The sequence below is a fragment of the Rothia sp. ND6WE1A genome (assembly GCF_001683935.1).
Lineage (GTDB): Bacteria > Actinomycetota > Actinomycetes > Actinomycetales > Micrococcaceae > Rothia > Rothia amarae.
Map to the genome: position 1 here is coordinate 1 of NZ_LXTU01000043.1, position 23,248 is coordinate 23,248.

A 23,248-nucleotide genomic window follows, 5' to 3' on the forward strand; every position below is an offset into this window, starting at 1 on the left:
TTCGGTGCCGGGGCGGGTCTCTACCGAAACCGCGTGGGCATGTTCGGGCTTGTGCGCGACGGGGCGCTCAACGGTCACCTCGGCAATGGAGCTAGAAAGCGGGCCCGCAGAGCCGTCCTTGGTGTCAAAGAGATTCTTGCCGATTCGCTCGGGAATCGGAATAGGGTAGTTGCCGGTGAAGCATGCGGTGCACAGATTTTTGCGTTCCTGCTTGGTGGAGGCAATCATGCCCTCTTCAGAGATGTAACCCAGCGAATCAGCGCCGAGCGAATTGCAAATCTCTTCCACTGCCAGCCCATTTGCAATGAGCTCGGAGCGGGACGCAAAGTCGATGCCGTAGAAGCAAGGCCACTTAACGGGCGGCGATGAAATACGAACGTGCACTTCGGCAGCGCCGGCTTCGCGCAGCATGCGGACCAGGGCGCGCTGGGTGTTGCCGCGAACGATCGAATCGTCAATGACGATGAGACGCTTGCCTTCGACCACTGATTTGAGCGGATTGAGTTTGAGCCGGATGCCGAGCTGGCGGATGGTCTGCGAGGGCTGAATAAAGGTTCGCCCCACGTAGGCATTCTTCACCAAACCGTTACCAAACGGAATACCTGATTCTTCGGCGTAGCCAATCGCTGCAGGCACACCGGATTCAGGGGTAGGCATCACAAGGTCAGCCTCAACTTGGTGTTCGCGGGCGAGCTGGCGACCCATTTCCACACGAGACTCATAGACCGAGCGTCCGTTGATGGTGGTATCAGGGCGAGCCAAGTACACGTATTCGAAGACGCACCCGGCAGGCTTTGCTTCGGCAAAGCGGCGTGAGCGGAGACCACCTTCGCGGTCGATGATAATCATTTCACCCGGTTCAACTTCGCGGACGAACGATGCGCCCACAATGTCCAGCGCAGCAGTTTCAGATGCCACTACCCAGCCGCGTTCAAGACGGCCGAGAACCAGCGGTCGAACCCCTTGCGGATCGCGTGCGGCGTAGAGGGTGTGCTCGTCCATAAACGTTAGGCAGAAAGCGCCCTGAAGCGAGGGGAGTAAATCGAGGACGGCGTCTTCGAGCGAACCAAAATCGCTGTTATCAAGAAGTGCCGTTACCAAGGCGGTGTCGGTAGTGTTGCCCTGCGCCAGCTCGCCACGCAACGGAGCGTCGCCGCCGTTGCGCTCTAGCAGACGGTCGTAGAGTTCAGCAGAGTTAGTGATGTTGCCGTTGTGCGCAAGCGCCAGCGTGCCATAAGGAATATCGCCCAGAGTAGGCTGCGCATTAGCCCAGTGGGAAGCACCGGTGGTGGAGTAACGGCAGTGACCAACCGCCATATGCCCTTTCATCGGAGCGAGCGTTGATTCATCAAAAACCTGGGAAACGAGACCCATATCTTTGTACACGCTAATGCGGTTGCCATCGCTGGTTGCAATACCAGCGGATTCTTGGCCTCGGTGCTGCAGAGCGTAGAGACCGTAGTAGGTCAGTTTTGCGACGTCTTCGCCCGGTGCCCAAACGCCAAAGACACCACATTCGTCTTTGGGGCCGTGGTCGATTGGATCGAGATCGTGTGTGAGTTTTCCGTCAGGACGAACCAATGAATGCCATCTTTTCGAGGTTGGAGATGCGGTAGAAGCTCTTAGAAATTGGTGTATTTCTGTTTGCTCAGACGCTAACCAGTGTAACCGATAGCACTGGTTGAGTGGAGAAATATTGAGACGTGAGGTGTGGTCTTATTGGTCAGATGTTTCAACGGCACGTAGAGTTTCCGGATTTTTTGCCGAACGACGGTCGAGAATCAGAGCAATGATGATGCCGACGGTCGCGCCAATTGCCCCGATAACTACTGCCAGGACGCCGAATACAGCTGAACGAGAATAGTCCAGGGTTAGCATCTCAGGGGGGGTGAAGATGAAGGTAAGCAGAGTTGCCACAATTAGACCGATAACCCCACCTGTAATGGCGAATGCCGGGATAGACGGGGCACGACGGACACTTACAATCTGATCGCTGTGATCGTCCTGGTGTGTTGTGCGCGAGGTGGGGCTGGTATTTTGCTCGGTGCTCATGGGTCTTAACGTTACCGTATGAGACTGGCCAGGGGTTTGTGCCCGAAATCGAAAGCACACCATATGCCCACAGCACACGGTTCTTAGCTGTGTTGGTGGGCAAATGGTGTGTTCTCGAAGGTGGCATAGGTAGCGACGGCTGGGCGCCGTGCGTCTTAAAGAATCGGCATCCGATCTGATAAATCCGAACGTAACCCTGAAGCGGAAATCTTAGTGGCGTTCTCTTCCCACGTAGATACGCCCAACGCAACCGAACACCAGGTGAAAGCGTCGATTTCCACCACATTTGGTGGGGTTCCGCGTGTATGTCGCGGACCGGCAATACACTGTGTGACGCCGAAGGGCGGCACTCGGACTTCCACCGAGTTACCGGGGGAGAGGGTGGCTAACTCCTCCAAAAGATAGCGCACCGCAGTGGCGCGCTGGTTGCGCGAGAGTGCCTGAAAAGAAGCTTCCGGTGAATCTGAGGAAAGCGCTGCACGAACCGCAGAAATTGCTGCTGCACCGTCGTCCTCAGAAATTCTGCGCCGAATCGCCATTAGGAATCAGCTCCCAGAGACTCCTTCAACTCTTCAACTGCCAAGCCTAGCTCAATCGAACCGACGGGCTCACCGCCACCGAAAATGGGTCTGACGACCGCATCAACGCACTCATCGGCAAGGGCGGCAGAAATATAACCGCACGCTTCCAAAAGTCGCACAGCCACCAGCGAAGTTGCCCGCGAAGAACCGTCTAAAGCCTTTACTGCCACCGAAGCACCCGAGCGCAGACCAATCGCCAAAATGCCTTCGGCGCCGTTCTTCACCACGGCATCCAGTTTTTCAATGAGAACAGTGACCGGCTCCCCATATCCCTGCACGAACTCGGGATAATCCACCATTGCGGTGGCGACCGTGGCAGCGCGGGCATCGGCGCGAATGTTTTCTACAGCCGCTCCCAACGTGGAGTAAGCGCGAGCTAAACCGGTGAGGGAAATGGCGGCAACGGGGGCACCACAACCATCAACACCCACTGCGGAGATTTCCTCTTGCGCATACTCACTGATAGTTTCTAACGTAAGTTTTTGGAGGGGATGCTCGGCATCCAGATAAGTCTCAACCGGCCAGCCGCTCTTCTTGCAGCCCCACAAAAACGCCGCATGCTTACCGGAACAGTTGAAGGCAAGTTTTTGCTTGGGGTGTCCGGCGGAAACCAGCGCGTGATAGCTCGACTCATCACTAGGCCAAGCGGCGGGGCACTGAAGAGCGGAAGCGTCGAGGGAAGCTTCTTGAAGGATCGACTGCGCCACCTTCATATGTTCAAAAGAGCCGGTATGGGATCCCGACGCCAAAGCAATCTGTGCACCCTGTAGTTCAGCCCCCGCGTTCATCGAGGCAATCGACTGGAACGGCTTGAGCGTAGAGCGCGCAAAAATAGGGGTCGTGACGTCACCGAGAGCGGCAACCACTTTGCCTTCGGGGGAGAGGACGACGGCGGAGCCCACGTGGCGGGATTCAACGAATCCGCTTCGGACGATGCGGGCGAGTTCTACGGCGTCAGAGGCTGAAAAGGTCTGCATGTTTTAAGTATTCCATAGGATCTGCACCGATAGCTCGGCGCAGCGGGAGGCAAGCTGGCTGGGTCTGGCGTGAATCGCATTTGCGAGCGCTAGCGAGCCATGCGAGAAGGATCGCTTGCCAACGCTGTGCCGAGCGGAGGGTAAGGGCATGGATACTCAAACTTTGTGCAGTTTCTGCATTAATGTGGCACAAACTACTCCCGAAGGTAATTGCAGTTTCTGCATCGTTGCAGTTACTGTAAATTTATGAAGTTTCCACATTCCTGCATACGTGCGGACGAGCGAGAGGGTTTTTCTGACAAGCGAAAAGCCCGTGCTGCCGCCACGCATCAAGCCATTTTGCAGGAGGCAGAAGAACTCGCTCTGCGAGAGGGGCGGCAGGCTCTCACCACCAAGAGGTTGGTGGCTGAGGCCGAAGTCTCCGAGCGAACTATCTTCAATCACTTTGAAAACATTGACGCTATTTTGCTGACCAGTCTGGGTCAACACCTGGCTGATTTGGTAGATGTCAATGCTTTCCCTGCTCAGATAGAACTTTCCCAACTGCCCCTGGCTTGCGAGGATTTTCTCATCCAAAGCTTGCAGCGGGAGCGAAGCGCTGAAGCTCTTGACCACTTCGTCAATCTCGCGGCTACTTTTGGTTCCGCTGAGGACATTGGCGAGAGCATCGGGCAAGAAGTCTTTGCCACCGTGCAGAGTATGAGTATGGCGCTCTGCCAGCATGTGCAAGAGCTTTACCTCGCAGAAGATGATTTGCGAGTGGTTGAGCTGGCTCTGTATCTGCAGAATCTCCTCACCGGGATGCTTTTTGGCATGTGGCGTTATATGTACGAAAACCCACAGCTGCAAGAGAATCCTTCGCAGTACTCAAATTCGGAAATTCGTCAGAACATGATGTGGGGAGTCACCCAGGTGAGCACCGGACGTCCGAAGTTTTAGAACCTTATAAATTTCACAAGAGTTAGAAGATTATGTCTAAATTTTTGTATCGGCTCGGCTATTTTGCCGCGAGAAAGGCCTGGACTATTGTTGCTCTCTGGGCAGTGATTATCGCGCTTTTAGCCGGCTCATTTTCCGCTTTCCGCGGTGAAATGACTAACCAGATCACTATCCCCGGTACCGAAGCTCAGCAGGTTCAGGAAACTCTTTCGGAGAAGTTTGATACGAACACCACTGCTGGTTTTGGTCAGGCGATTCTTGAGACCGAGAATGGTTCTGCTTTCACTGAGGATCAGAAGAAGGCAGTTGCTGATGCCGTCTCTCGTGCTGAGGGGGTTGATCAGGTTGATTCCGTAACTGATCCGTTTGCCACCGCTGCGAAAATTGCCGACGGCAAGAAGCAACTAGAAGACGGCAAGACCAAGGTTGCCGACGGCGAGAAGCAGATGGCTGATGCCAAGAAGCAGCTCGACGATACGCAGAAAAAAATCGATGATGGCTCACTTGAATCTGAGGCTCGCGCCAAGATTGAAGCAGGTCAGGCTGATATCGATTCAAACCGTCAAAAACTTGAAGGTGGCCAGCAGCAACTTCAGATGGCTGAAACCCTTCACCTGCCTCTCACTCCCGACATGCAGGAGCAGAAAAAGCAGCTTGAAGAGGGGCAGAAGAAGCTGGAAGAAGGCCAGAAGGAGCTTGATGCTCAGAAAGCAAAGCTTGAAGATGGCTCTCTCATTAAAGATGCTCAGAAGCAGGTTGACGACGGTCGCACTGAGCTAGAGAAGAAGCGCCCCGAACTTGATGCGGCGAAGAAGGAACTGGATCGAAACCAGGCTCTTCTGGATATGACTTCGGATGCGGCGTCTATCTCTGAGAACGGTTCAGCAGCTATTGCAACAGTTTCTTTTACCGATGACATTATGGCTGTGAGCCCTGAACATCTGGCGAATACTCGCGACGCGTTTTCTTCTTTAGAAGATCACGGGGTTAAGGTCTTGTACGATACCAACCTCTCTGGTCAGCGGCCTGAAATGGGCATGACCGGTGAAATGATTGGTATTGCTCTGGCTCTGATTATTCTCTTCGTCATGCTGGGCACGTTGATTGCTGCTGGTCTGCCTATTTTGATGGCGGTCATTGGTGTTGCTGGTGCCATGATGGGTACTCTGGCCCTTTCTGGCGTAGTGGATATGACGTCGACTACTCCGGCCCTCGGTTCTATGCTGGGCCTGGCTGTGGGAATCGACTACACCCTCTTCATCTTGAACCGCCATCGCAACAACTTGGCGCAGGGCATGGACATGAAGAAGTCGATTGCTCTGGCAACCGGTACCTCTGGCGGCGCTGTTCTCTTCGCGGGCACCACGGTTATTATCGCTTTGCTTGCTCTCAATGTGGTGGGAATTCCCTTCCTTTCGGTCATGGGTAACGCTGCGGCGTTTGCCGTGTTCATGGCGGTTGCCGTAGCGGTCACGCTCTCGCCAGCCATCCTTTCTCTGGTAGGACGCCGCATTATCAGCAAGAAGCGGTGGGCAGATATTGACCGTCGCTCGGCTCTTCATACCGACGACGCTGAAACCGCTGAAGCTGCGCATGTTGCCGCTACCGAGAAAGAAGAGCGCCCCACTGGCTGGTTGAAGGCGATTTTGGCTAAGCCGGTAGTGACTATTATTGCTGTGGTGCTTGCGCTGGGCGCTGTGGCGCTTCCTGTGAGTGACATGCGTTTGGGCCTTCCCACCGGTGCAAGCCAGAAGGAAGATACCCCTGCTCACCAAACTTACGAAGCAATTAGTGAAAACTTTGGCGAAGGTCAGAACGGTACCATCATCGCTGCGGCGAACCTGCCCGATGGAACTACCGAAGATCAGGCTAAGGATTTGCAGGTTGAAGTAGGGCAGAAGCTCCTGGAACAAAACGATGTCAAAGCGGTTATACCCGCGTTGATTTCTAAAGATAATTCCACTCTGCTCTACCAAATCACCCCCGATGCGGGACCATCTGAGGTGTCCACGGAAAATCTCGTTTCGAATATCCGCGACTTGAAGCTGGATACAGACGACGGCGAAGTTACTTTTGGTGTGACCGGACAGACCGCAATGAACATTGATATTTCAGAGAACCTGGCAAAGGTACTCCCCATTTACATCGCTATTGTGATTGGGCTGTCCCTGCTGGTGTTGATTCTGGTGTTCCGCTCCATTTGGGTTCCGCTCACTGCAACCCTGGGGTTCCTCTTCTCCCTCGCTGCGGCATTCGGTGCGACCACCGCCGTCTTCCAATGGGGTTGGGCAGCTAGTCTCTTTGGGGTAACGACCCCCGGGCCTATCCTCTCTTTCTTGCCGATTATTGCCGTAGGCGTGCTCTTTGGCTTGGCGATGGACTACCAGCTATTCCTGGTTTCGTCCATGCGCGAGGCATACTCGCATGGTCGAAACGGTAAGAAATCAGTGGTGGTGGGTTATAACCATTCCGCTCGCGTTGTGGTTGCTGCGGCGTTGATTATGGCGGGTGTATTTATCGGCTTTGTCTTTGCTGGCGATCCCATGATGGCATCCATCGGATTCGCGCTGTCGGCGGGTGTCTTGTTCGACGCATTTGTGATTCGTATGACTCTCATCCCCGCGCTGATGTACCTGCTCGGTGATAGGGCATGGTGGTTGCCCAAGTGGCTCGATAAAATCCTCCCCGATCTTGACGTCGAAGGCACCCAGCTAGAACGCGAAAAGCACTAGCAGAGGCTAGCCGACCAAGTACCAAAACCCCTTCTTTCGGGGTAGCCTATGAGAATGAAGGTTTTGGTACTTGGTCCCGGCGGGCGCGAACACGCAATTATCCGAGCATTACTTGCAGATCCACAGGTTCAAGAGGTGCACAGCGCACCCGGTAATGCGGGCATTTCCCAAGATGTACCTGTACATCAAATCGACGCTAATAATCCTGAAGCAGCTGTTTCGCTGGCGCAGGATCTTGGCGTCGATTTAGTTGTAATTGGCCCCGAAGCTCCTTTGGTTGCCGGTGTGGCCGATGCCCTCCGCGCGAAAGACATCAATGTATTTGGTCCGAATCAGGACGCCGCTGCGCTGGAAGGCTCTAAAGCTTTCGCTAAGGAGATTATGGCGGCAGCGGATGTTCCCACTGCCCTGGCGTATGTGGCAACGAATGCCGATGAAGCTATCAAGGCTCTAGACACCTTTGGCGCTCCCTATGTGGTCAAGGACGACGGACTGGCAGCAGGTAAAGGTGTGGTGGTCACCGAAGACCGCGCCGCCGCGATCGCTCATGCTGAGGCCTGCTTTGAAGCGGGTGGATCAGTTGTGATTGAGGAATACCTTGATGGCCCCGAAGCCTCCCTCTTTGTTCTCTCTGATGGTACAAACGTTGTACCTCTAGCACCTGCCCAAGACTTCAAACGCATCTTCGACGGCGACGAAGGCCCCAATACCGGCGGCATGGGTGCGTATTCTCCCTTGGAATGGTTGCCTGAAGGCTTCGTTGAAGAAGTCGTTGAACGCGTAGCTCGCCCCACCATCGGTGAGATGGCTCGGCGTGGAACTCCTTTCAATGGCGTTTTGTTCTGCGGTCTGGCAGTGACAAAGCGCGGCATCCGCGTCATTGAATTTAATGCTCGTTTTGGAGACCCCGAAACTCAGGCAGTTCTCTCCCGCCTCAAGAGCCCTCTGGGGCAACTCTTGCTAGCAGCCGCTCGTGGCAAACTTGATGTCCAAGGCGAGCTGGAGTGGGATTCTCGGACCGCCCTCGATGTGGTCATGGCTGCTAAGAACTACCCGGACACCCCGCAAAAAGGTGATGTAATCTCAGGCTTGCACGAGGCTAATGAGCTAGAAAACGTTCACGTAATCCATGCGGGCACCGCCGAGAAAGACGGCGGAATTATCACCGCAGGTGGGCGCGTACTTGCTGTCGTTGCCCTCGGCGATACCCTCGTCGAAGCCCGCCAGGCAGCCTACGCCGGGGTCGAAAAAATCAGCTGGGACGGCGCGCAGTACCGCTCCGACATCGCCCAAGCTGCAGCAGAAAACAAGATTCGCGTTCCAGATACTTCATCTCACTAAACTTCAGTGGCTACCCATACAGGGTGGTCGCTGATTTCGCTTCTATCTTTTTTCCTTATCCCACTTCAACAACACTGAACACACAGGAGAATAATGAGCTCTCGAAATACCCCACTTGAGATTCCCGGCTGGACTCACGTTTACTCGGGTAAGGTACGCGAATTGTACGTGCCGAATGAGGGAGCTAGCGATGTCACGGGTATCTGCGTCAAAGACGACGCGGAGTTGCGCGCCGGTTCTGTCATGGTGGTTGCTTCTGACCGTATTAGTGCCTTCGACCAGGTAATTCCTAACGATATTCCTGATAAGGGCAAGATTCTTACGCAGCTTTCGCTGTGGTGGTTCAAGCAGCTTGACGGCGTACCGAACCACGTGCTGTCCACCGACGTGCCCGACGTCGTTGCTGGTCGAGCAATGATTTGTAAGTCGCTCAATATGTTTCCTGTAGAGTGCATCGCCCGCGGTTACCTGACCGGTTCTGGCTTGCAGAGCTACAACGAAACCGGCAGCATCGCCAATGTTCACCTTCCCGCTGGTTTAGTGGATGGCTCCCGCCTCGACCCGCCCGTTTTCACCCCTACCGGGAAAGCGGAGGTCGGAGAACACGACGAGCAGATTACTTACGAGCAGCTCTACGAAGAAGTAGGTCAGCCCATTGGCGAGCGCCTTGAAGAGCTCACCCTGTATGTTTATTCCACTGCAGAGAAGATTGCTCGGGAGCGCGGCATTATTATTGCCGATACTAAGGTGGAGTTCGGGCTTGATTCCTACCGTGGCGAAATTACTTTGGGCGATGAGGTTCTCACCCCTGATTCATCCCGTTTCTGGGACGCAGAAAAATATGCCCCCGGTCAGTCACAGGCTAGCTTTGATAAACAGTTCATCCGTGACTGGCTGAAGTCAGACGAGTCAGGTTGGGACGGCAAGGGAGCTATTCCCGCGCTACCTGAGGAGATTATTGAGAAGACCCGGGCGCGGTATGTTGAAGCCTTCGAGCGTTTGACAGGTGAGACTTTCAAAGCATAAATCCGGTGTAATTTTGCCTTTATTTTTGGATATTGGTCAGTCGGTAGAACCATAAAATATGCTCTTGTGCGGCTTGAGCATTACGACCCTCCTCAGCAGCCAGAATATTTCTGTGCTGGTGTTGGAGGGTCTTTTCGTGAAGTGACCACGCTTTTTCACTGTAGCTCTTATTCCGACTCCCGGATAATCGTAATCTGAGCCTTGCCGCGTGTATTTCTTGTTCTTAAAGCCCTTCAGCGGCATCTCCCTGCATGGGTGAATGCCGCTGAAGTGGTTAGCGTTACTAAATATATGAGTTAGTGCCCGGTAACCAAAAAATGCAAAACGTTAGTTTGGAGGAAGACCAGGGTGCAGACCGCAAGGAGGAACACCATGGACCAGGGGAGTACCGCCTTGAAAATCTCAGACTCCTTACCTTCCATATCCACTGCGGTAGCCGCAATAGCTAAGGACTGGGGTGAAATCATCTTACCGACAACACCACCCGTGGTGTTCGCAGCTAGCAAAAGCTCAGGAGTTACTCCGGTGACGCCCTGGTGGCTTAGGTTATCTGCAGCTGCTACCTGGAGCTTAGAGAAGAGAGCGTTCGCTGAGGTGTCGGATCCTGTTACTGCGGTACCAATCCATCCTAGCGAGGGGGCTAGGAAGGCATAGATTGGTCCAAGACCTGCAACAAATTCACCCATGGCTACAGTTTGGCCAGAGTAGTTCATGACATAAGCGAGAGCAAGAACCAAAACAATCGTCAGAGCGGAATAACGCATACGATACGCGGTGCGTCCGATTTCTTGAACGACATCGCCAAAGCGCAAGGCATAGCGACCCTTTTCGTTGAAAATCATGTAGAGAATAGCCACAATGATGCCCGAGATAAGCAGGAAGGAACCGGGGTTATTCAACCAAGTAAAAGAATAATCAGACTTGACTGGTTTACCGGCCGCAGTCACCAGTCGCTCTTTGAGCAAAGGCATATGCACGGCAACGTTGGTGGTCTTGAGCCAGGTAGCAACCCCGGTTGCCAGGTTAGCGATACCAAAGATGAGTACAACGATGGCATAGGGCATAAGAGCCATCCATACCCGCATAGGGGTGAGGTCACTCTTGGCGTTTACATCCAAGGGTGGTAAGTTGTATCGCTCGCGAACCCCGGCAACACCACGAGGTTTCCAGAACCGAAGGAAGACTACGGCTACGCCAAGGGAAACAATGCAAGCAATAACGTCGGTCAGTTGGTAAGCGAAATAGGTCGCAGTAAACCACTGGGCAACGGCAAACGAAGCACCAATGATGACCGCAGGCACCCAAGCATCCTTAACGCCTTTCATTCCGTCCAAGATGAAAAGCAAAATGAGGGGAACAAAAAATGCTAAGAAAGGAGCCTGATGGCCAACGATAGCACCGATAGTTGCTGCATCTTTGCCACCAACTTCGCCAGCAGTAGTGATAGGGATTGCCACCGCGCCAAAAGCTACCGGAGCGGTATTAGCAATCAAAACCGTAATAGCGGCTTTAAGGGGTTTAACGCCCAGGGCCAAAATCATTGTGGCAGTAATTGCAACGGGTGCGCCGAAGCCAGCGAGAGCTTCCAACAGACCGCCGAAGCAGAAAGCGATTAGAATTGCCTGGATACGTAAATCTCCACCGCCAATAGCATCAAAGGTTCGACGGAGATCTTCAAAGCGTCCAGAGAGAACGGTAATTTGGTAAAACCAAATTGCCATGAGGATAACCCAGACGATGGGAAAAGCACCGTAAAGTCCACCGCGAATAGCGGACATGCCTGCCAAATCCCAGGGCATACTGAAGCCAAAGATTGCAACTAAGATCGCAACGATAAGCGACACTAAACCAGCGACGTGTGCACGGGCTTTTACACCCAGCAACATAATAAAGAAGGTGACTAAGGGCAGAGCTGCTACCGCTGCGGAAAGCCCAAGGCTTCCACCTACCGCGTCAGTTTCAGCGAAGAAAGTATTCATACTTTTCCTAGGAGAGGGGTCTTCGCGATTCCGCGAAGGTGTTATTTGATGTGTGATGTGGTCAGACCAGAAAATCTGTGAATAGTTTACTGTAGCCTATCTCACCGAGAGGCGGTGAAGGAAGGTGAAAACCTCTTCAATTTTGGCGGTCAAGTCAGCTTTTTTGATGCATTTCATGCTGAAGTCTTTAATAAGTTAAGAAAAAATGCGCTTATTGCATTCGTAAGTACGCTTTCAAGCATGTTTAGATAGATGAAAAGTAAATTCATTAATTCTTGTCATGAGTACATCAACTTACGACAGAATATGGTCCAAATTATCGCTGCTGAAGCCAAAATCGCAGTAGTTATGGAGCGAGTCAATGCGAATAGCACTCTTTTCAACGTGCATCGTAGATGGTATGTATCCCAAAGTTGCGAAGGCAACTGTTGATATCCTCGAACGTCTTGGCCACGAAGTTGTGTATCCCCAAGGGCAGACTTGTTGCTCACAGATGCATGTGAACTCCGGGTACTTTGATGACGCTTACCCCATCGTCAAGAACCATGTGGAATCATTTGAAGAATGGGACTTTGATGTAGCCGTGGCTCCCTCGGGATCTTGCGTAGCTTCATTAGGTCACCAACAGCCAATGATTGCCCGTCACGGTGGCAATGAGGATCTCGCCAAACGAGCAGAGATGTTGGCCGATCGCACTTTTGAGCTTTCAAACTTGCTGATTGACGTTTTGGGCATCACCAATGCTTCCGAGCAGCTAGGTTCCTATTTCCCCCACCATGTAACTTTCCATAGTTCATGTCACGGTATGCGCCTTCTCCACTTAGGAACTCGCCAGCAGGACCTGTTGAGAACCGTTGAAGGTTTGGAATATACCCAAATTGAAGATATTGATCAGTGCTGTGGCTTCGGCGGAACTTTTTCCTTCAAAAATGCTGATACATCTGGCGCTATGGTTGCCGATAAGGTTATGCATATTGAAAAGACAGGGGCCAGCGTGTGTGCTGGAGGCGACGTTTCTTGTCTTATGAACATCGGTGGAGCACTCTCTCGTAAGAAGTCAGATGTTCGCACATTACACTTTGCTGAAATCCTTGCCTCCACGAAGGAAAGCCCGCTAAAAATTGATGGACCTGTCTCACTGAGCATCGCAGGAGGAAAATAACCATGACAGCTGTATCTCTTGGAATGCCCCGCGTTTATCACGGTGAGGGCAACATCTTCGAAACCGAAGCATTCCCCAAGTATGCTGCGAAAGAGCTGACGAATGAACAGCTCCGTGCCAATCTGGGCTTTGCCACCCATAAGATTCGTACTAAGCGTGAACACGTGGTCGGTGAATTACCTGACTGGCAGGATTTGCGTACTGCGGGTTCTATGATTAAGCAGCGTGTTATGGCAAACCTTCCCGAATATCTTGAAATGTTCGAGAAGAACTTCACTGCTGCCGGTGGACACGTACATTGGGCACGGAACGCGGAAGAGGCTAACCAGATTGCCCTCGATTTGATTCGTGCGGAAGGTGTAGATGAAGTCATCAAGATTAAGTCCATGGCAACCGCGGAAACCGGACTCAATGAGTATCTGCGTGAAAATGGCGTTGAGGCTATCGAAACTGACTTGGCTGAAGAAATTGTCCAGCTAGCAGATGATCGACCTTCGCATATTTTGGTACCGGCAATCCACTTCAACCGCACCCAGATTCGCGATATTTTCCTGAAAAAGATTGATGGAGTGAGTGTTGACCTCTCCAATGATCCTGCCGATCTTGCGGAAACTTCCCGAATCCGGTTGCGCGATAAGTTTCTCCAGTCCAAGGTTGCTGTCTCTGGCGTTAACTTCGGCATCGCAGAAACCGGTAGCTTAAGCATTGTCGAATCTGAAGGTAATGGACGTATGTGCCTCACCCTTCCAGATACTCTGATTTCCTTCATGGGCATCGAGAAACTTTTGCCTTCTTTCGAAGATTTTGAAGTCTTCCTCCAGCTGCTGCCACGTTCTTCTACAGGTGAACGCATGAACCCCTACACCTCCCTGTGGACAGGTGTAACCCCTGGAGACGGACCCCAGAACATGCACGTCATCCTTATCGATAACGGGCGTACTGCAGTACTTGACGATGAGGTTGGTCGTCAAGCTCTTCACTGCATTCGATGCTCAGCATGTATGAATGTTTGCCCCGTTTATGAGCGAGCAGGCGGACACGCCTACGGATCGACCTACCCCGGTCCTATTGGCGCGATTCTATCCCCCCAACTCGGTGGTATCGAAAATGAGTACAACTCCTCCTTGCCTTTTGCATCATCACTGTGTGGCGCCTGCTATGACGCATGCCCTGTGAAGATTAATATTCCCGATGTTCTCGTCCACCTCCGCGGCAAAGCGGTAGACCATGAGAAAGCTCAGGGTGACTTCAAGGGCGGAAAGAAAGACCCTCATTACCAGATGGATGCCATGATGTTTGGAGCCAAGCAACTGTTTAGCTCAGGCAAACTCATGTCTCTAGCTGAAAAGGGACTTCCTATGTCTAAGCTGGTTACTGGTAAGGACCACAAGATTTCTAAATTCCCTGGTCTGGTGGGTGGATGGACTAAATATCGTGATATTCCTGAGCCACCCAAGGAATCATTCCGCAACTGGTGGAAGAAGGAAGCTCCCAAGGCTTCCCGACGTGATTCATCAGAGCGCGTGGACATCCAGGCTCTCATCGAACAGAATAAGGGCAAAGTCGTGGAGGCTCACCAGCAGGCCGAGCAACGGGGGCAGACCATCGCATACCCCGCAGAGGAGAAGGAGCAATAATGAGCACCGCGAAAGAAGATATTTTAGGGCGTATCCGTTCATCATTGAGCGATCATCCTTCACCCGCTGAGCCAATTCGTAACTATCGCCGAACTAGCAAGCTCTCCAAAGAAGCAACTTTGGAGATGCTGGTGGACCGCCTGATTGATTATAAGGCGAATGTTTTCTACGCTACCGAGGAAACCATCGCTCATCGGATTGACGAGCTCTTACAGGACGCCAGCCGCTATGTTGTTCCCGTGGGTATCAAGGAGTCATGGTTGCCTGAAGATACCGCGCGTCGGTCGAGAATCTTTGACGCTGGTAACCTCAAGAAGGCAGGTACTCTATCCACTCGTGAACTCGACAGCGTCAATGCTGTGGTGACTAACTCCACCGTTTCTTGCGCTGAGACAGGCACTATCTTCCTGAACACCAATTCTGATGAGGGACGTCGAGCAATTACCTTGGTTCCCGACCATCATATCTGCGTGGTAAAGGAAGACACTATCGTTGAACTTATTCCTGAAGCGTTTGAACGTATCGATTACAAACGTCCAGTGACCATGATTTCTGGTCCCTCGGCAACAAGCGATATCGAATTAATTCGTGTGGAGGGTGTCCATGGTCCGCGTACTTTGGACGTCATTATTCTCCAATAATTTGAATTCTTTTCGCTTAAGCGATGCGTAGCGAAGTAGCAAGACCACCCCGGTTTACCTGCTTGTAAAACAAATCTCGTGAAAGTACATGACCCTGGTAAAGATACATAATTACATGTGTATCTTTACCAGGGTCATGTACTTTTCACCAGTAGTTAGTCCAACTAAAAAGTAGGTTCTTAGTTGGTCTTCTCAGTAGCCTTCGAAGGCTTAACCACCGGCATCGTAGAAGTTACCGTGCGTACGGTTTTCGTGCGCTCACTCTTTTTCCGATTAATTTTCTCTTTAGTGCTACTCACCTGTGGTTCTTTAACCGTTGATCCAAAAATTCGGTGTATTGCTGTTGCCTGCAAGGGAAAAATAAGGATGGTCAGAGCCCCGCCTGCTACCAACAGTGAGGCGGCTTTTTCTGAAATGAGTGCATTATGGAGCGCTACGTTGGTGACTGCCACCAGAATGGGCAGGCCCGCCGCTGCGTAGAGCCCCAGCTGAACCCGCTCATGGGTAGATTCCAAACCGGAGTGGGTATTAAAGAAGATTTCGCAGAGGACGACGGGAAGCCCGCGCACTGTCAAGAGCGCAAAGACGATTCCGATGAGCACGAGTGGTTCTTCGGCGAGGACTGAAACCTTGATACCCATGCCGGAACAGACGAAAAATAGTGGGATGAGGAAGCTGAACCCCAGCACGTCAAGACGCTTAGAGAAAGGCTCAAAGGCACCGTGAGGCGTAAGAGAGCGCAAGATGATGCCTGCAGCAAATGCCCCCAGCACTACGTCGAGTTCAAAGACCGCAGCGGCCATCATCAGAGTCACTAAAATAAGCATGGCAAGGCGCAACATGGTTTGGGTGGTGGCGCTGGCGTTTGCCGCCATTGTGCGGCGTAATCCCGGAATATGCTCGAAAGCGCGGTGAGGAACTACTGCGGTAATAAAAGCCACCAGCATGAAACCCAGCAGAATGAGCACGGAAATTAGCGTGTTATGGCGGGATAGGAGCAACGCCATAGCAAAGATAGGAAGTACCTCACCGATGGCGCCGTGAATTAAGATAGCATCACCTAATCGAGTGCCCGTCTTACCGTTATTACGCACCATCGGCAAGATAGTGCCCAGCGCAGTAGAGGTGAGCGCAATAGCAAACACCGCCATCTCATCGATGCCTTCCGCCCATCCGGTGACTACCCCGCCAACTACCAGCCCCAGGGCAAAACTCACCAACCAGGTGCCCGCAGCAAATCCGCCCTGGCGCGTTTTGAGGGCACTGGCATTGACTTCATAGCCAGCAATAAGAAACAGAATGCCTAACCCTAAATCTTTCAGCAGAGAGACACCGTTGGACGTATCTGCCAGTCCTAGCGCGTGAGGGCCGATGATAATGCCCAGTACTAGAAGGATGACGACGTCGGGTAACTTCTTACCGGTCATGGAAGAAATCAAAGGCGAGAGCATCGCAGCCAGTGCAATCCAGAACATCGAGATATAAGCGCTGGTGTTTGCCGTTTCAGAGCTGGCGAGCAGCGCAGCGTGAGAGACAGCGTAAGCAGTGTTCACAATGAGTTCCTTGAGTTCGGGGAGAAGACCTGCACATTCTATTCTCTTTTGCGGGTTGCCTCCAAAGTGGGGGCACCCAAGGTAGGCTGTACCTCGTCACCCCTGTTTCACCCTATGAGGAGCCATGAATGACCGCTGCATTTTCCCCAGGCGGCAGACTCATCGGTATCGATATAGCACGTTGTGTGGCGCTATTGAGTATGTTTGTAGCGCATACCGCGCCTTCCCCTGGTCCCGCCGGCGTCCTGAACCTGACAGAGTTTCTTACCGTAGCGCTTTTTGCCTTATTAGTGGGTGTGTCTGCTGATCTTTCTGCCGACCGCATGACATTTTCTGCTCTTTTTGCCGGTTCGGTGGTGAGAGCTCTCGCACTGATTTTTCTCGGATTATGGTCTGATACCTGGGGCGCGCAGGTTGATAATGTTCTGCCTTATTTGGGGGTGTTGAGTCTTTTTGCGGCTCTTTTGGTTTATTTACCGACGGCGGTGCTAGCGGTGTTGGCCCTTCTTTTTTGGTGGTTTACTCCCTGGGCTATCACTGCTTTTGATGAGCTGCATGTGCAGCTTTATCAGTCGGGCTCATGGATGCACTATCTGACCCTGTGGATGTTCGAAGGGTCTTCTTATCGTGTCTTTACCATGCTGGGGTGGGCGTGCGCTGGAATTGTTCTGATTCGTTTGATGCACCGGTGGGGAGCCGCCGGTGACATAGCCGGCGCTCTGGTCTTTACCCTGGCAGCGGGCTCTACGTGGTGGTATGCCAGCCAACAGTTCGAGTTCTTCCCCTATACCGGTAACCGCTGGGAAGTGGGGTTCGATATGCTCCTGGCGGTAGCCACCGTCTGCTGGTGCTCCCTCCTTGCTCGTATCTTCAGCTCCCGGCCGTCTGCTCTAGAACCATTAGCTGTCACCGGTCGAATGACCCTCACCCTCTATCTCGCTCAACTGGCTTTGCTGGCGGGGTATGTGAAGCTGGCGCAAGAGAAAAGCTGGGGAGGTACTGACGATTCATGGTGGGTCATGGTAGGGCTCATCATCTTCGCCCTCGTCTTTGCGAACCTTTGGCACCGTTTACTCGGTGGGACCTTTGCAGCCCGAGGGCCTGTGGAGACCGTTTTAGGATGGGTTTCCGGACGCCGCTAGGTAAGATACCCCAACTTTGTATAGGGTGGAAGGTAACCATCGTCGTCTTCCCCACCAAGGTTTTTCATGCCCTCTTCAAGTACCTCAGCCCCTACTCAACAAAGGCCGAAGAACTGGTTACGTGTACTTCTCGCCGCCGCTCTTGTCATTGTATGGATCGGCGTAGCTGGTACTGGCGGACCTTACTTTGGCAAAATCTCCGAAGTCTCCACCAACTCTTCCACGGACTTTCTCCCCGCTTCCTCGGATTCCACGAAGGTTGCCCAGCAGATTACTGACTTTTATGATTCAGATTCTGCCCCTGCCATCATTCTGTTTGAATCTGATCAGAAACTGAGCAAGGAGCAGAACACCTATCTGCAGTCCCTGCCTGAAAAATTTAAGGACGCCGGAGTAGCCTTTGACCAGGCGTCCCCGGTAATCCCCTCTGAGGACGGCAAAGCCGCGCAAATCGTCATTCCGCTAAGTGACCCTGAGGCGCTGGCAGATAACGTCGAGACCATCCGTTCGGAAATCGAGAACGCACCCGAAGGTCTAGAAGGCTATGTGACGGGACCTGCCGGTTTCGCCTCTGATCTCACGCAGGCGTTTGCCGGCATCGATGGCATTTTACTGCTGGTAGCCCTCGCCGTAGTCTTCGTTATCCTTCTCATTGTTTACCGCTCACCTATCTTGCCCCTCATCGTGTTGATGTCCTCCATGGTCGCGCTCTCTGGCGCAATCTTTGTGGTCTGGCATATGGCAGATGCTGGTTGGGTGAAAATCAACGGGCAGGTTCAGGGCATTTTGCTTATCCTGGTGGTGGGCGCCGCCACCGATTACGCCCTGCTCTACGTGGCGCGCTACCGTGAGGCACTCATCGCCCACCAGAATCGTTTTGCCGCTACCAAGGCAGCATGGCGCGGTTCGATTGAGCCCATTGCAGCATCGGGCGGTACCGTCATCGCCGGTTTGCTGTGCCTGCTTTTCTCCGAGCTTGCTTCCAACAAAGCACTGGGCCCTGTAGCGGCTACCGGTATTGTGCTGGCAATGCTGGCATCTTTGACCTTCCTCCCCGCAGCGCTCGCCCTGTGCGGACGCGCGGTGTTCTGGCCCGCGCGTCCTCGATTCGACTCCCATGCCGCTGAGCACGGTGTGGAACATGACTCGAAGCTGTGGACCAAGATTGCAGATTTTGTGGCAGCAAAACCCCGCCCCATCTGGATAGTTTGCTTTGTTGGGCTCGCGATTTTTGTGGTAGTTTCCACCGGCTTCAAAGCTGAGGGTGTTCGCCAGTCTGATTTGGTCTTGGGCGGTTCCCAAGCGTCAACTGGACAGGAAGTTTTGGCTGAGCACTTCCCCGGCGGCTCAGGTACACCGGCTAACGTGATTCTGCCTGCGGCAGATGAAGACAAAGCGGTGGACGCCATTGAGCAGCTTGCAGGTGTCTCCTCCGTTGCGGTAGTTTCGCAAGATTCGCCGTCGGGCACCATCCCGGTGGGGGAGAGCGCCAAGAACGTGCCACCCATGATTGCTAACGCACAACCTACTGAATCTAATGGTCGCATCTTAATGCAGGTAACCTTATCCGACCCCGCTGACTCCCAGGCAGCTACCGATACCGTGGTGCAGATGCGGGAGAAGCTAAAGAGCGTCTCACCCGATGCACTCGTGGGTGGAGACACCGCTTCAGATCACGACACGATTGTTTCGGCTCAGCGTGATCGAGTAGTCATTATCCCCATCGTTTTGGTTGTCATTACGCTGATTCTGATGTTGTTACTGCGCTCCATCGTGGCGCCCATTCTGCTGGTTGTCATCACCCTGATGTCTTACCTGGCCACTTTGGGTATCGCTACTTTGGTCTTTGACCACCTGTTCAAATTCCCCGGTGCAGATCCCTCAGTACCTCTCTACGGGTTCGTTTTCTTGGTAGCACTGGGTATTGATTACACCATCTTCTTGATGACGCGCGTGCGAGAAGAATCGCTCAAGATAGGCACGCGCCCCGGTATGCGCCGTGGTTTGATTGCTACCGGCGGTGTGATTACCTCAGCGGGTATCGTGCTGGCGGCAACCTTCGCGGCATTGGCAGTAATTCCGCTGATGTTCATGGTGCAGCTAGCGTTTATCGTTGCCTTTGGCGTGCTACTCGATGCCACGCTGGTGCGAGCTTTCTTCGTCCCCGCGCTAGTAGAAGATATTGGACGCAAGGTTTGGTGGCCCTCTCGCCTGTCTAAGGAGGAGCGCGTTTCTCCCAACGAGTTTGACCGCCCCGAGGTGCGCTAACTAGCCGTTCTCTCAGAGACAAAGAAAAAGCCCCAGAAACTTCATGTTTCTGGGGCTTTTCTATTCTGTCGGGATGACAGGATTTGAACCTGCGGCCTCGTCGTCCCGAACGACGCGCGCTACCAAGCTGCGCCACATCCCGATTGTTAACTTCACAGAAGAATCTGCAAGCAACTGTTCTATTTTAGCGCAAAGTGCACACTGCGCAAAGAATGGGATGTGTGAGCTAGCGCGTAGCGCGCTCCAACAGCTGCAAAATATTTTGATAAGTATGCCCGGTAGCTTCGGTCATTCCCTGCTCGCAGGTGCGGTTAGAAGAAGCATAGGCAGCATATTCTCGGGCATTGACTTCTGCAGTTTCCGCGCGAGTAGCCGAAGCGGTCAGTTCAGGATGAAGCATTCCACGGTCGCCAGCATAGGCGCAGCACCCCCAGTTCAAGGGGACGACGGCGTCCTCAGACAGTGCCTGTGCAATCATCTCGAACTGGGGCTGAATGCCCAGGTGAGTCATGGAACAGGTGGGGTGAAGTACCAACGAATCGAGTTTATGCTTGACCTCTAATCGGGGAAGTATCTGCTCGGCAGTAAAAGCTACAGCATCTATGAACTCAATACGAGAGAAATCGGGCTCATCGGCGTCTAGGGAACGTCCTGTCTGATACTCCGCGGCTGCGCGGACCTTAGCCTTCATGGTTTCTAGACCCTCGGTACAGGACGTTGCATCGCAGACCACCGGTAGCCGTCCACCGCGCGTCGCCAACCAGAGATTCTGCAAGACTCGATCGCTCATCACCTGATATCCCGAGGTAAAACCCTTGGATTTCCAGGGCGTGCCGCAACACATCGCCTCAATACCTGTGGGGATATTGAACTCAATTCCTGCCCGCTCGCACAGCAGCTCGAAAGCCTGGGAAGCATTGGTTTCATCTGCCTTGCCCCGGTGGTCAACGCCACCAAACATTGCGTTGACGCACGCGGGGAAGAACACGATTTCCGCCAGTGGGTTCGCGCGGGGCTTGCGCCGCCGTCCACCGGCAGGTAACTGCGCGTTGTACTGGGGAACCGTATCTTCATCGAGCACTTTGCGGGCGATTTGGGTGGCTGTGCGGGGGAGGAGCGACGGCACCAGATGAGCGAGGTTGAGCGCCTGAGAGGCAGCAGGGGCGAGAGCTCCCCAGCCCTGAGCCGCTACCTTCCACCCCTGTGCAGCCACAGGGTTTTGATTTTTGGCACGCAGGTCTCGGATGAGGTCACCGGTATTGATGTGCACGGGGCAGCGTGTCAGGCACATACCATCAACCGCGCACGTCTCAATACCCGAGTAACGGTAGTCATGCTGGAGCCGGTTCAGTAACTCGGTATCCCCGGCTGCCTCAGCATTTTTCATTTCCCGCCGAATCACAATGCGCTGGCGTGGTGTCAGCGTGAGGTCCTTAGACGGGCATGCTGGCTCGCAATATCCGCACTCCACACAACGGTCGACGGTATCTTCTACTTCTTCTGCAACCTTGAGGTTCTGAACTAGTGATTGCTTATCTTCGTTGATGAGCACACCGGGGTTGAGCATGCCGGTGGGGTCAATGAGGCGTTTGATAGCTACCATGATTTCATAGAGCTCATCCCCGTACTGCTGGCGCACGAACGGAGCCATAATCCGACCCGTTCCGTGTTCTGCCTTGAGCGAGCCGGCATTTCCGAGAATCAGTTCTACCATGTCCTCGGTAAAGGCTTGATAGCGGCTGAGTTGGGCGGCATCATTAAACTGCTCGTTGAGCATGAAATGAATATTGCCGTCCTTCGCGTGGCCGAAGATGACGGAGTCCCGGTAGCCGTGCTGGTCGAACAATTCGCTGAGATTTCTACAGGTCTCTCCTAGCTGTTGGACGGGTACGACGACGTCCTCAAGCAGCGCGTTGGTACCTGAGGGGCGGTTGCCCGCAACCGTGGTGTAGAGCCCGCGGCGTGCAGCCCAGAGCTTATTGCGCTCTGCTGGGTTCGAGCTCATTGTTACCGGAGACGCTAAATCAAGCGATTTCCAGAGCGGTTCGGCGCGGTGGGAAAGCTCATCAATCTCACCCTGGGTTTGCCCCTGAAATTCTACGAGCACTGCCGCGTGGTTCTCTACATTAATCTGTGCCAGCGCATCGGCTACCAAACCGGTTCGCTGAGCTACCCGGATAGAGGTGGCATCCAGCAATTCGGCGGTAGCTGTGTCGTGAGCTATCAAATCAGGAATGGACTCAGAGGCGTCAATCAGATTTTTGAAAACCAACAAACCCGTGGTGACAGCTGGCAAAATGGGGAGGGTTCGATAGGTCGCCGAGGCAATAAATCCTAGGGTTCCCTCTGAGCCAATCAGCAGATGTTCCAGAATATCCACAGGTTTTTCAAAATCCAGAAAAGCATTGATGCCGTAGCCCATGGTGTTCTTCATAGAGAACTGCTGGCGGATTTTATCGACAGAGGCAGGATTTTCTACTACCCGCTTGCGCAGGCGAATAAGTCCTTCGTGGATCTCAGGTTCTTGTTCGCGTAACTGGGCATCGGCATCGTGGTCTGCTGTATCAATAACGGTGCCAGAAGGCAGCACGAACACCATAGAATCCAGTGTGTTATAGGTGTTGAACTCGGTGCCAGAACTCATTCCCGAGGAATTGTTAGCGACTACTCCACCGATGGTGCATGCGGACCAGGACGCCGGATCAGGCCCTAACTTATATCCGTAGGGCGCCAGATGGTTGTTGACCATCATGACCGTAGCACCGGGCTCGACCCGTACTCGCCGTCCTGAATCAAGTACCTCAATCTTCTTGAAGTGCTTGCGGGTATCCAGCAAAATACCGTCAGAAGAAGATTGACCAGACAGCGATGTACCCCCGGAACGGAAAGCTAGAGGGATCTGATGCTCGCGGGCAGCAGCGAAAATTTTACCGATGTCCTGGGCATTTTCGGGTCGAACAATACCGCCGGGTACCAAAAGATAATGCGAGGCATCGTGGGCAATTGCTAACCGGTCAATCTCTCGCCCTGAAAAGTTCTTTTCATCCATCGCACCCTGCAACGCCGAGGTGAGCTTGATAAAGTCCTCCTGCACTCCATTTTTGAGTGCATCAGGAGTATGAGTCACGGTGGGCATAATTGACCTCGCAAACTAGGGGATATTTCTTTCACTCTAGTCTGTTTGAACAGGAAAGCGGAGAATTATTAAGTCATTTTCA

16 protein-coding genes and 1 tRNA gene are annotated in these 23,248 nt (G+C 53.2%); 9 read left to right on the top strand and 8 right to left on the bottom strand.

Annotation, left to right across the window (positions count from 1 at the left end; genetic code table 11):
* The 4 genes from purF to A7E48_RS05580 form a co-directional block, all read right to left on the bottom strand.
* Positions 1-1,581, bottom strand: a 1,581-nt coding sequence (purF, locus tag A7E48_RS05565) for an amidophosphoribosyltransferase (RefSeq protein ID WP_141669386.1), incomplete at its 3' end; no start/stop codon positions are given.
* Between the two features lie 135 nt (positions 1,582-1,716).
* Positions 1,717-2,052 (bottom strand): hypothetical protein, encoded by a 336-nt coding sequence (locus A7E48_RS10985; RefSeq protein ID WP_083147164.1) that lies wholly within the window; start codon positions 2,050-2,052, stop codon positions 1,717-1,719.
* A 155-nt stretch (positions 2,053-2,207) separates the two neighbouring features.
* Entirely contained in the window at positions 2,208-2,591 is a 384-nt protein-coding gene (locus A7E48_RS05575; protein ID WP_068169405.1) for a sterol carrier family protein, read from the bottom strand.
* Positions 2,591-3,610 carry an asparaginase gene (locus A7E48_RS05580; protein WP_068170573.1) on the bottom strand — a complete coding sequence of 340 codons (1,020 nt, stop codon included), beginning with the start codon at positions 3,608-3,610 and terminating at the stop codon, positions 2,591-2,593. The genes A7E48_RS05575 and A7E48_RS05580 overlap by 1 nt, the downstream gene beginning before the upstream one ends.
* A gap of 246 nt (positions 3,611-3,856) precedes the next feature.
* Here A7E48_RS05580 and A7E48_RS05585 point away from each other — a divergent pair, with 246 nt between their 5' ends.
* The 4 genes from A7E48_RS05585 (at position 3,857) to A7E48_RS05600 (ending at position 9,648) form a co-directional block, all read left to right on the top strand.
* On the top strand, positions 3,857-4,549 hold the full coding sequence (locus tag A7E48_RS05585) for a TetR/AcrR family transcriptional regulator (protein WP_068170575.1): 693 nt from the start codon (positions 3,857-3,859) through the stop codon (positions 4,547-4,549).
* A gap of 32 nt (positions 4,550-4,581) precedes the next feature.
* Positions 4,582-7,281, top strand: a complete 2,700-nt coding sequence (locus tag A7E48_RS05590; RefSeq protein ID WP_068170577.1) for an MMPL family transporter — start codon at positions 4,582-4,584, stop codon at positions 7,279-7,281.
* A gap of 54 nt (positions 7,282-7,335) precedes the next feature.
* Positions 7,336-8,622, top strand: coding sequence for a phosphoribosylamine--glycine ligase (gene purD, locus A7E48_RS05595; protein ID WP_068170579.1), 1,287 nt, complete (start codon positions 7,336-7,338; stop codon positions 8,620-8,622).
* A 93-nt stretch (positions 8,623-8,715) separates the two neighbouring features.
* Entirely contained in the window at positions 8,716-9,648 is a 933-nt protein-coding gene (locus A7E48_RS05600) for a phosphoribosylaminoimidazolesuccinocarboxamide synthase (RefSeq protein ID WP_068170581.1), read from the top strand.
* 296 nt (positions 9,649-9,944) lie between these two features.
* Here the strand turns inward: A7E48_RS05600 and A7E48_RS05605 are convergent, their stop codons facing one another.
* Complete coding sequence (locus A7E48_RS05605) at positions 9,945-11,627, bottom strand: L-lactate permease (protein WP_068170583.1); 1,683 nt, start codon at positions 11,625-11,627, stop codon at positions 9,945-9,947.
* A 361-nt stretch (positions 11,628-11,988) separates the two neighbouring features.
* Here A7E48_RS05605 and A7E48_RS05610 point away from each other — a divergent pair, with 361 nt between their 5' ends.
* Genes A7E48_RS05610 through A7E48_RS05620 form a run of 3 tightly spaced genes read left to right on the top strand, consistent with a single transcriptional unit; the run spans position 11,989 to position 15,067 of the window.
* Positions 11,989-12,789 carry a (Fe-S)-binding protein gene (locus A7E48_RS05610; RefSeq protein ID WP_068170584.1) on the top strand — a complete coding sequence of 267 codons (801 nt, stop codon included), beginning with the start codon at positions 11,989-11,991 and terminating at the stop codon, positions 12,787-12,789.
* 2 nt (positions 12,790-12,791) lie between these two features.
* Positions 12,792-14,426, top strand: coding sequence for a LutB/LldF family L-lactate oxidation iron-sulfur protein (locus A7E48_RS05615; protein ID WP_068170586.1), 1,635 nt, complete (start codon positions 12,792-12,794; stop codon positions 14,424-14,426).
* On the top strand, positions 14,426-15,067 hold the full coding sequence (locus A7E48_RS05620; protein WP_068170588.1) for an LUD domain-containing protein: 642 nt from the start codon (positions 14,426-14,428) through the stop codon (positions 15,065-15,067). Before A7E48_RS05615 ends, A7E48_RS05620 begins: the two co-directional genes overlap by 1 nt.
* A 179-nt stretch (positions 15,068-15,246) precedes the next feature.
* Here A7E48_RS05620 and A7E48_RS05625 read toward each other — a convergent pair whose 3' ends face one another.
* Positions 15,247-16,620, bottom strand: coding sequence for a cation:proton antiporter (locus A7E48_RS05625; protein WP_068170590.1), 1,374 nt, complete (start codon positions 16,618-16,620; stop codon positions 15,247-15,249).
* Positions 16,621-16,748: 128 nt separating this feature from the next.
* On the opposite strand from A7E48_RS05625, the gene A7E48_RS05630 reads away from it, so the two are divergent.
* Together A7E48_RS05630 and A7E48_RS05635 are read left to right on the top strand one after the other, a co-directional pair.
* A complete protein-coding gene (locus tag A7E48_RS05630) occupies positions 16,749-17,762 on the top strand; it encodes a DUF418 domain-containing protein (protein WP_068170592.1) in 1,014 nt (337 codons plus the stop codon).
* 66 nt (positions 17,763-17,828) lie between these two features.
* Positions 17,829-20,030 carry an efflux RND transporter permease subunit gene (locus tag A7E48_RS05635; RefSeq protein WP_068170595.1) on the top strand — a complete coding sequence of 734 codons (2,202 nt, stop codon included), beginning with the start codon at positions 17,829-17,831 and terminating at the stop codon, positions 20,028-20,030.
* A gap of 68 nt (positions 20,031-20,098) precedes the next feature.
* Here A7E48_RS05635 and A7E48_RS05640 read toward each other — a convergent pair.
* Together A7E48_RS05640 and A7E48_RS05645 are read right to left on the bottom strand one after the other, a co-directional pair.
* Positions 20,099-20,172 (bottom strand) — tRNA-Pro (locus A7E48_RS05640).
* An 84-nt stretch (positions 20,173-20,256) separates the two neighbouring features.
* Positions 20,257-23,166: an FAD-binding and (Fe-S)-binding domain-containing protein gene (locus tag A7E48_RS05645; protein WP_068170597.1), complete on the bottom strand. Its 2,910-nt coding sequence runs from the start codon at positions 23,164-23,166 to the stop codon at positions 20,257-20,259.
* Positions 23,167-23,248 lie beyond the last annotated feature (82 nt).

Bases quoted from the DNA above. Each gene is read 5' to 3' on its own strand.
- A7E48_RS10985 (WP_083147164.1), bottom strand. From the start codon at position 2,052: ATGAGCACCGAGCAAAATACCAGCCCCACCTCGCGCACAACACACCAG.
- A7E48_RS05575 (WP_068169405.1), bottom strand. From the start codon at position 2,591: ATGGCGATTCGGCGCAGAATTTCTGAGGACGACGGTGCAGCAGCAATT.
- A7E48_RS05580 (WP_068170573.1), bottom strand. From the start codon at position 3,610: ATGCAGACCTTTTCAGCCTCTGACGCCGTAGAACTCGCCCGCATCGTC.
- A7E48_RS05585 (WP_068170575.1), top strand. From the start codon at position 3,857: ATGAAGTTTCCACATTCCTGCATACGTGCGGACGAGCGAGAGGGTTTT.
- A7E48_RS05590 (WP_068170577.1), top strand. From the start codon at position 4,582: ATGTCTAAATTTTTGTATCGGCTCGGCTATTTTGCCGCGAGAAAGGCC.
- purD (WP_068170579.1), top strand. From the start codon at position 7,336: ATGAAGGTTTTGGTACTTGGTCCCGGCGGGCGCGAACACGCAATTATC.
- A7E48_RS05600 (WP_068170581.1), top strand. From the start codon at position 8,716: ATGAGCTCTCGAAATACCCCACTTGAGATTCCCGGCTGGACTCACGTT.
- A7E48_RS05605 (WP_068170583.1), bottom strand. From the start codon at position 11,627: ATGAATACTTTCTTCGCTGAAACTGACGCGGTAGGTGGAAGCCTTGGG.
- A7E48_RS05610 (WP_068170584.1), top strand. From the start codon at position 11,989: ATGCGAATAGCACTCTTTTCAACGTGCATCGTAGATGGTATGTATCCC.
- A7E48_RS05615 (WP_068170586.1), top strand. From the start codon at position 12,792: ATGACAGCTGTATCTCTTGGAATGCCCCGCGTTTATCACGGTGAGGGC.
- A7E48_RS05620 (WP_068170588.1), top strand. From the start codon at position 14,426: ATGAGCACCGCGAAAGAAGATATTTTAGGGCGTATCCGTTCATCATTG.
- A7E48_RS05630 (WP_068170592.1), top strand. From the start codon at position 16,749: ATGACCGCTGCATTTTCCCCAGGCGGCAGACTCATCGGTATCGATATA.
- A7E48_RS05635 (WP_068170595.1), top strand. From the start codon at position 17,829: ATGCCCTCTTCAAGTACCTCAGCCCCTACTCAACAAAGGCCGAAGAAC.
- A7E48_RS05645 (WP_068170597.1), bottom strand. From the start codon at position 23,166: ATGCCCACCGTGACTCATACTCCTGATGCACTCAAAAATGGAGTGCAG.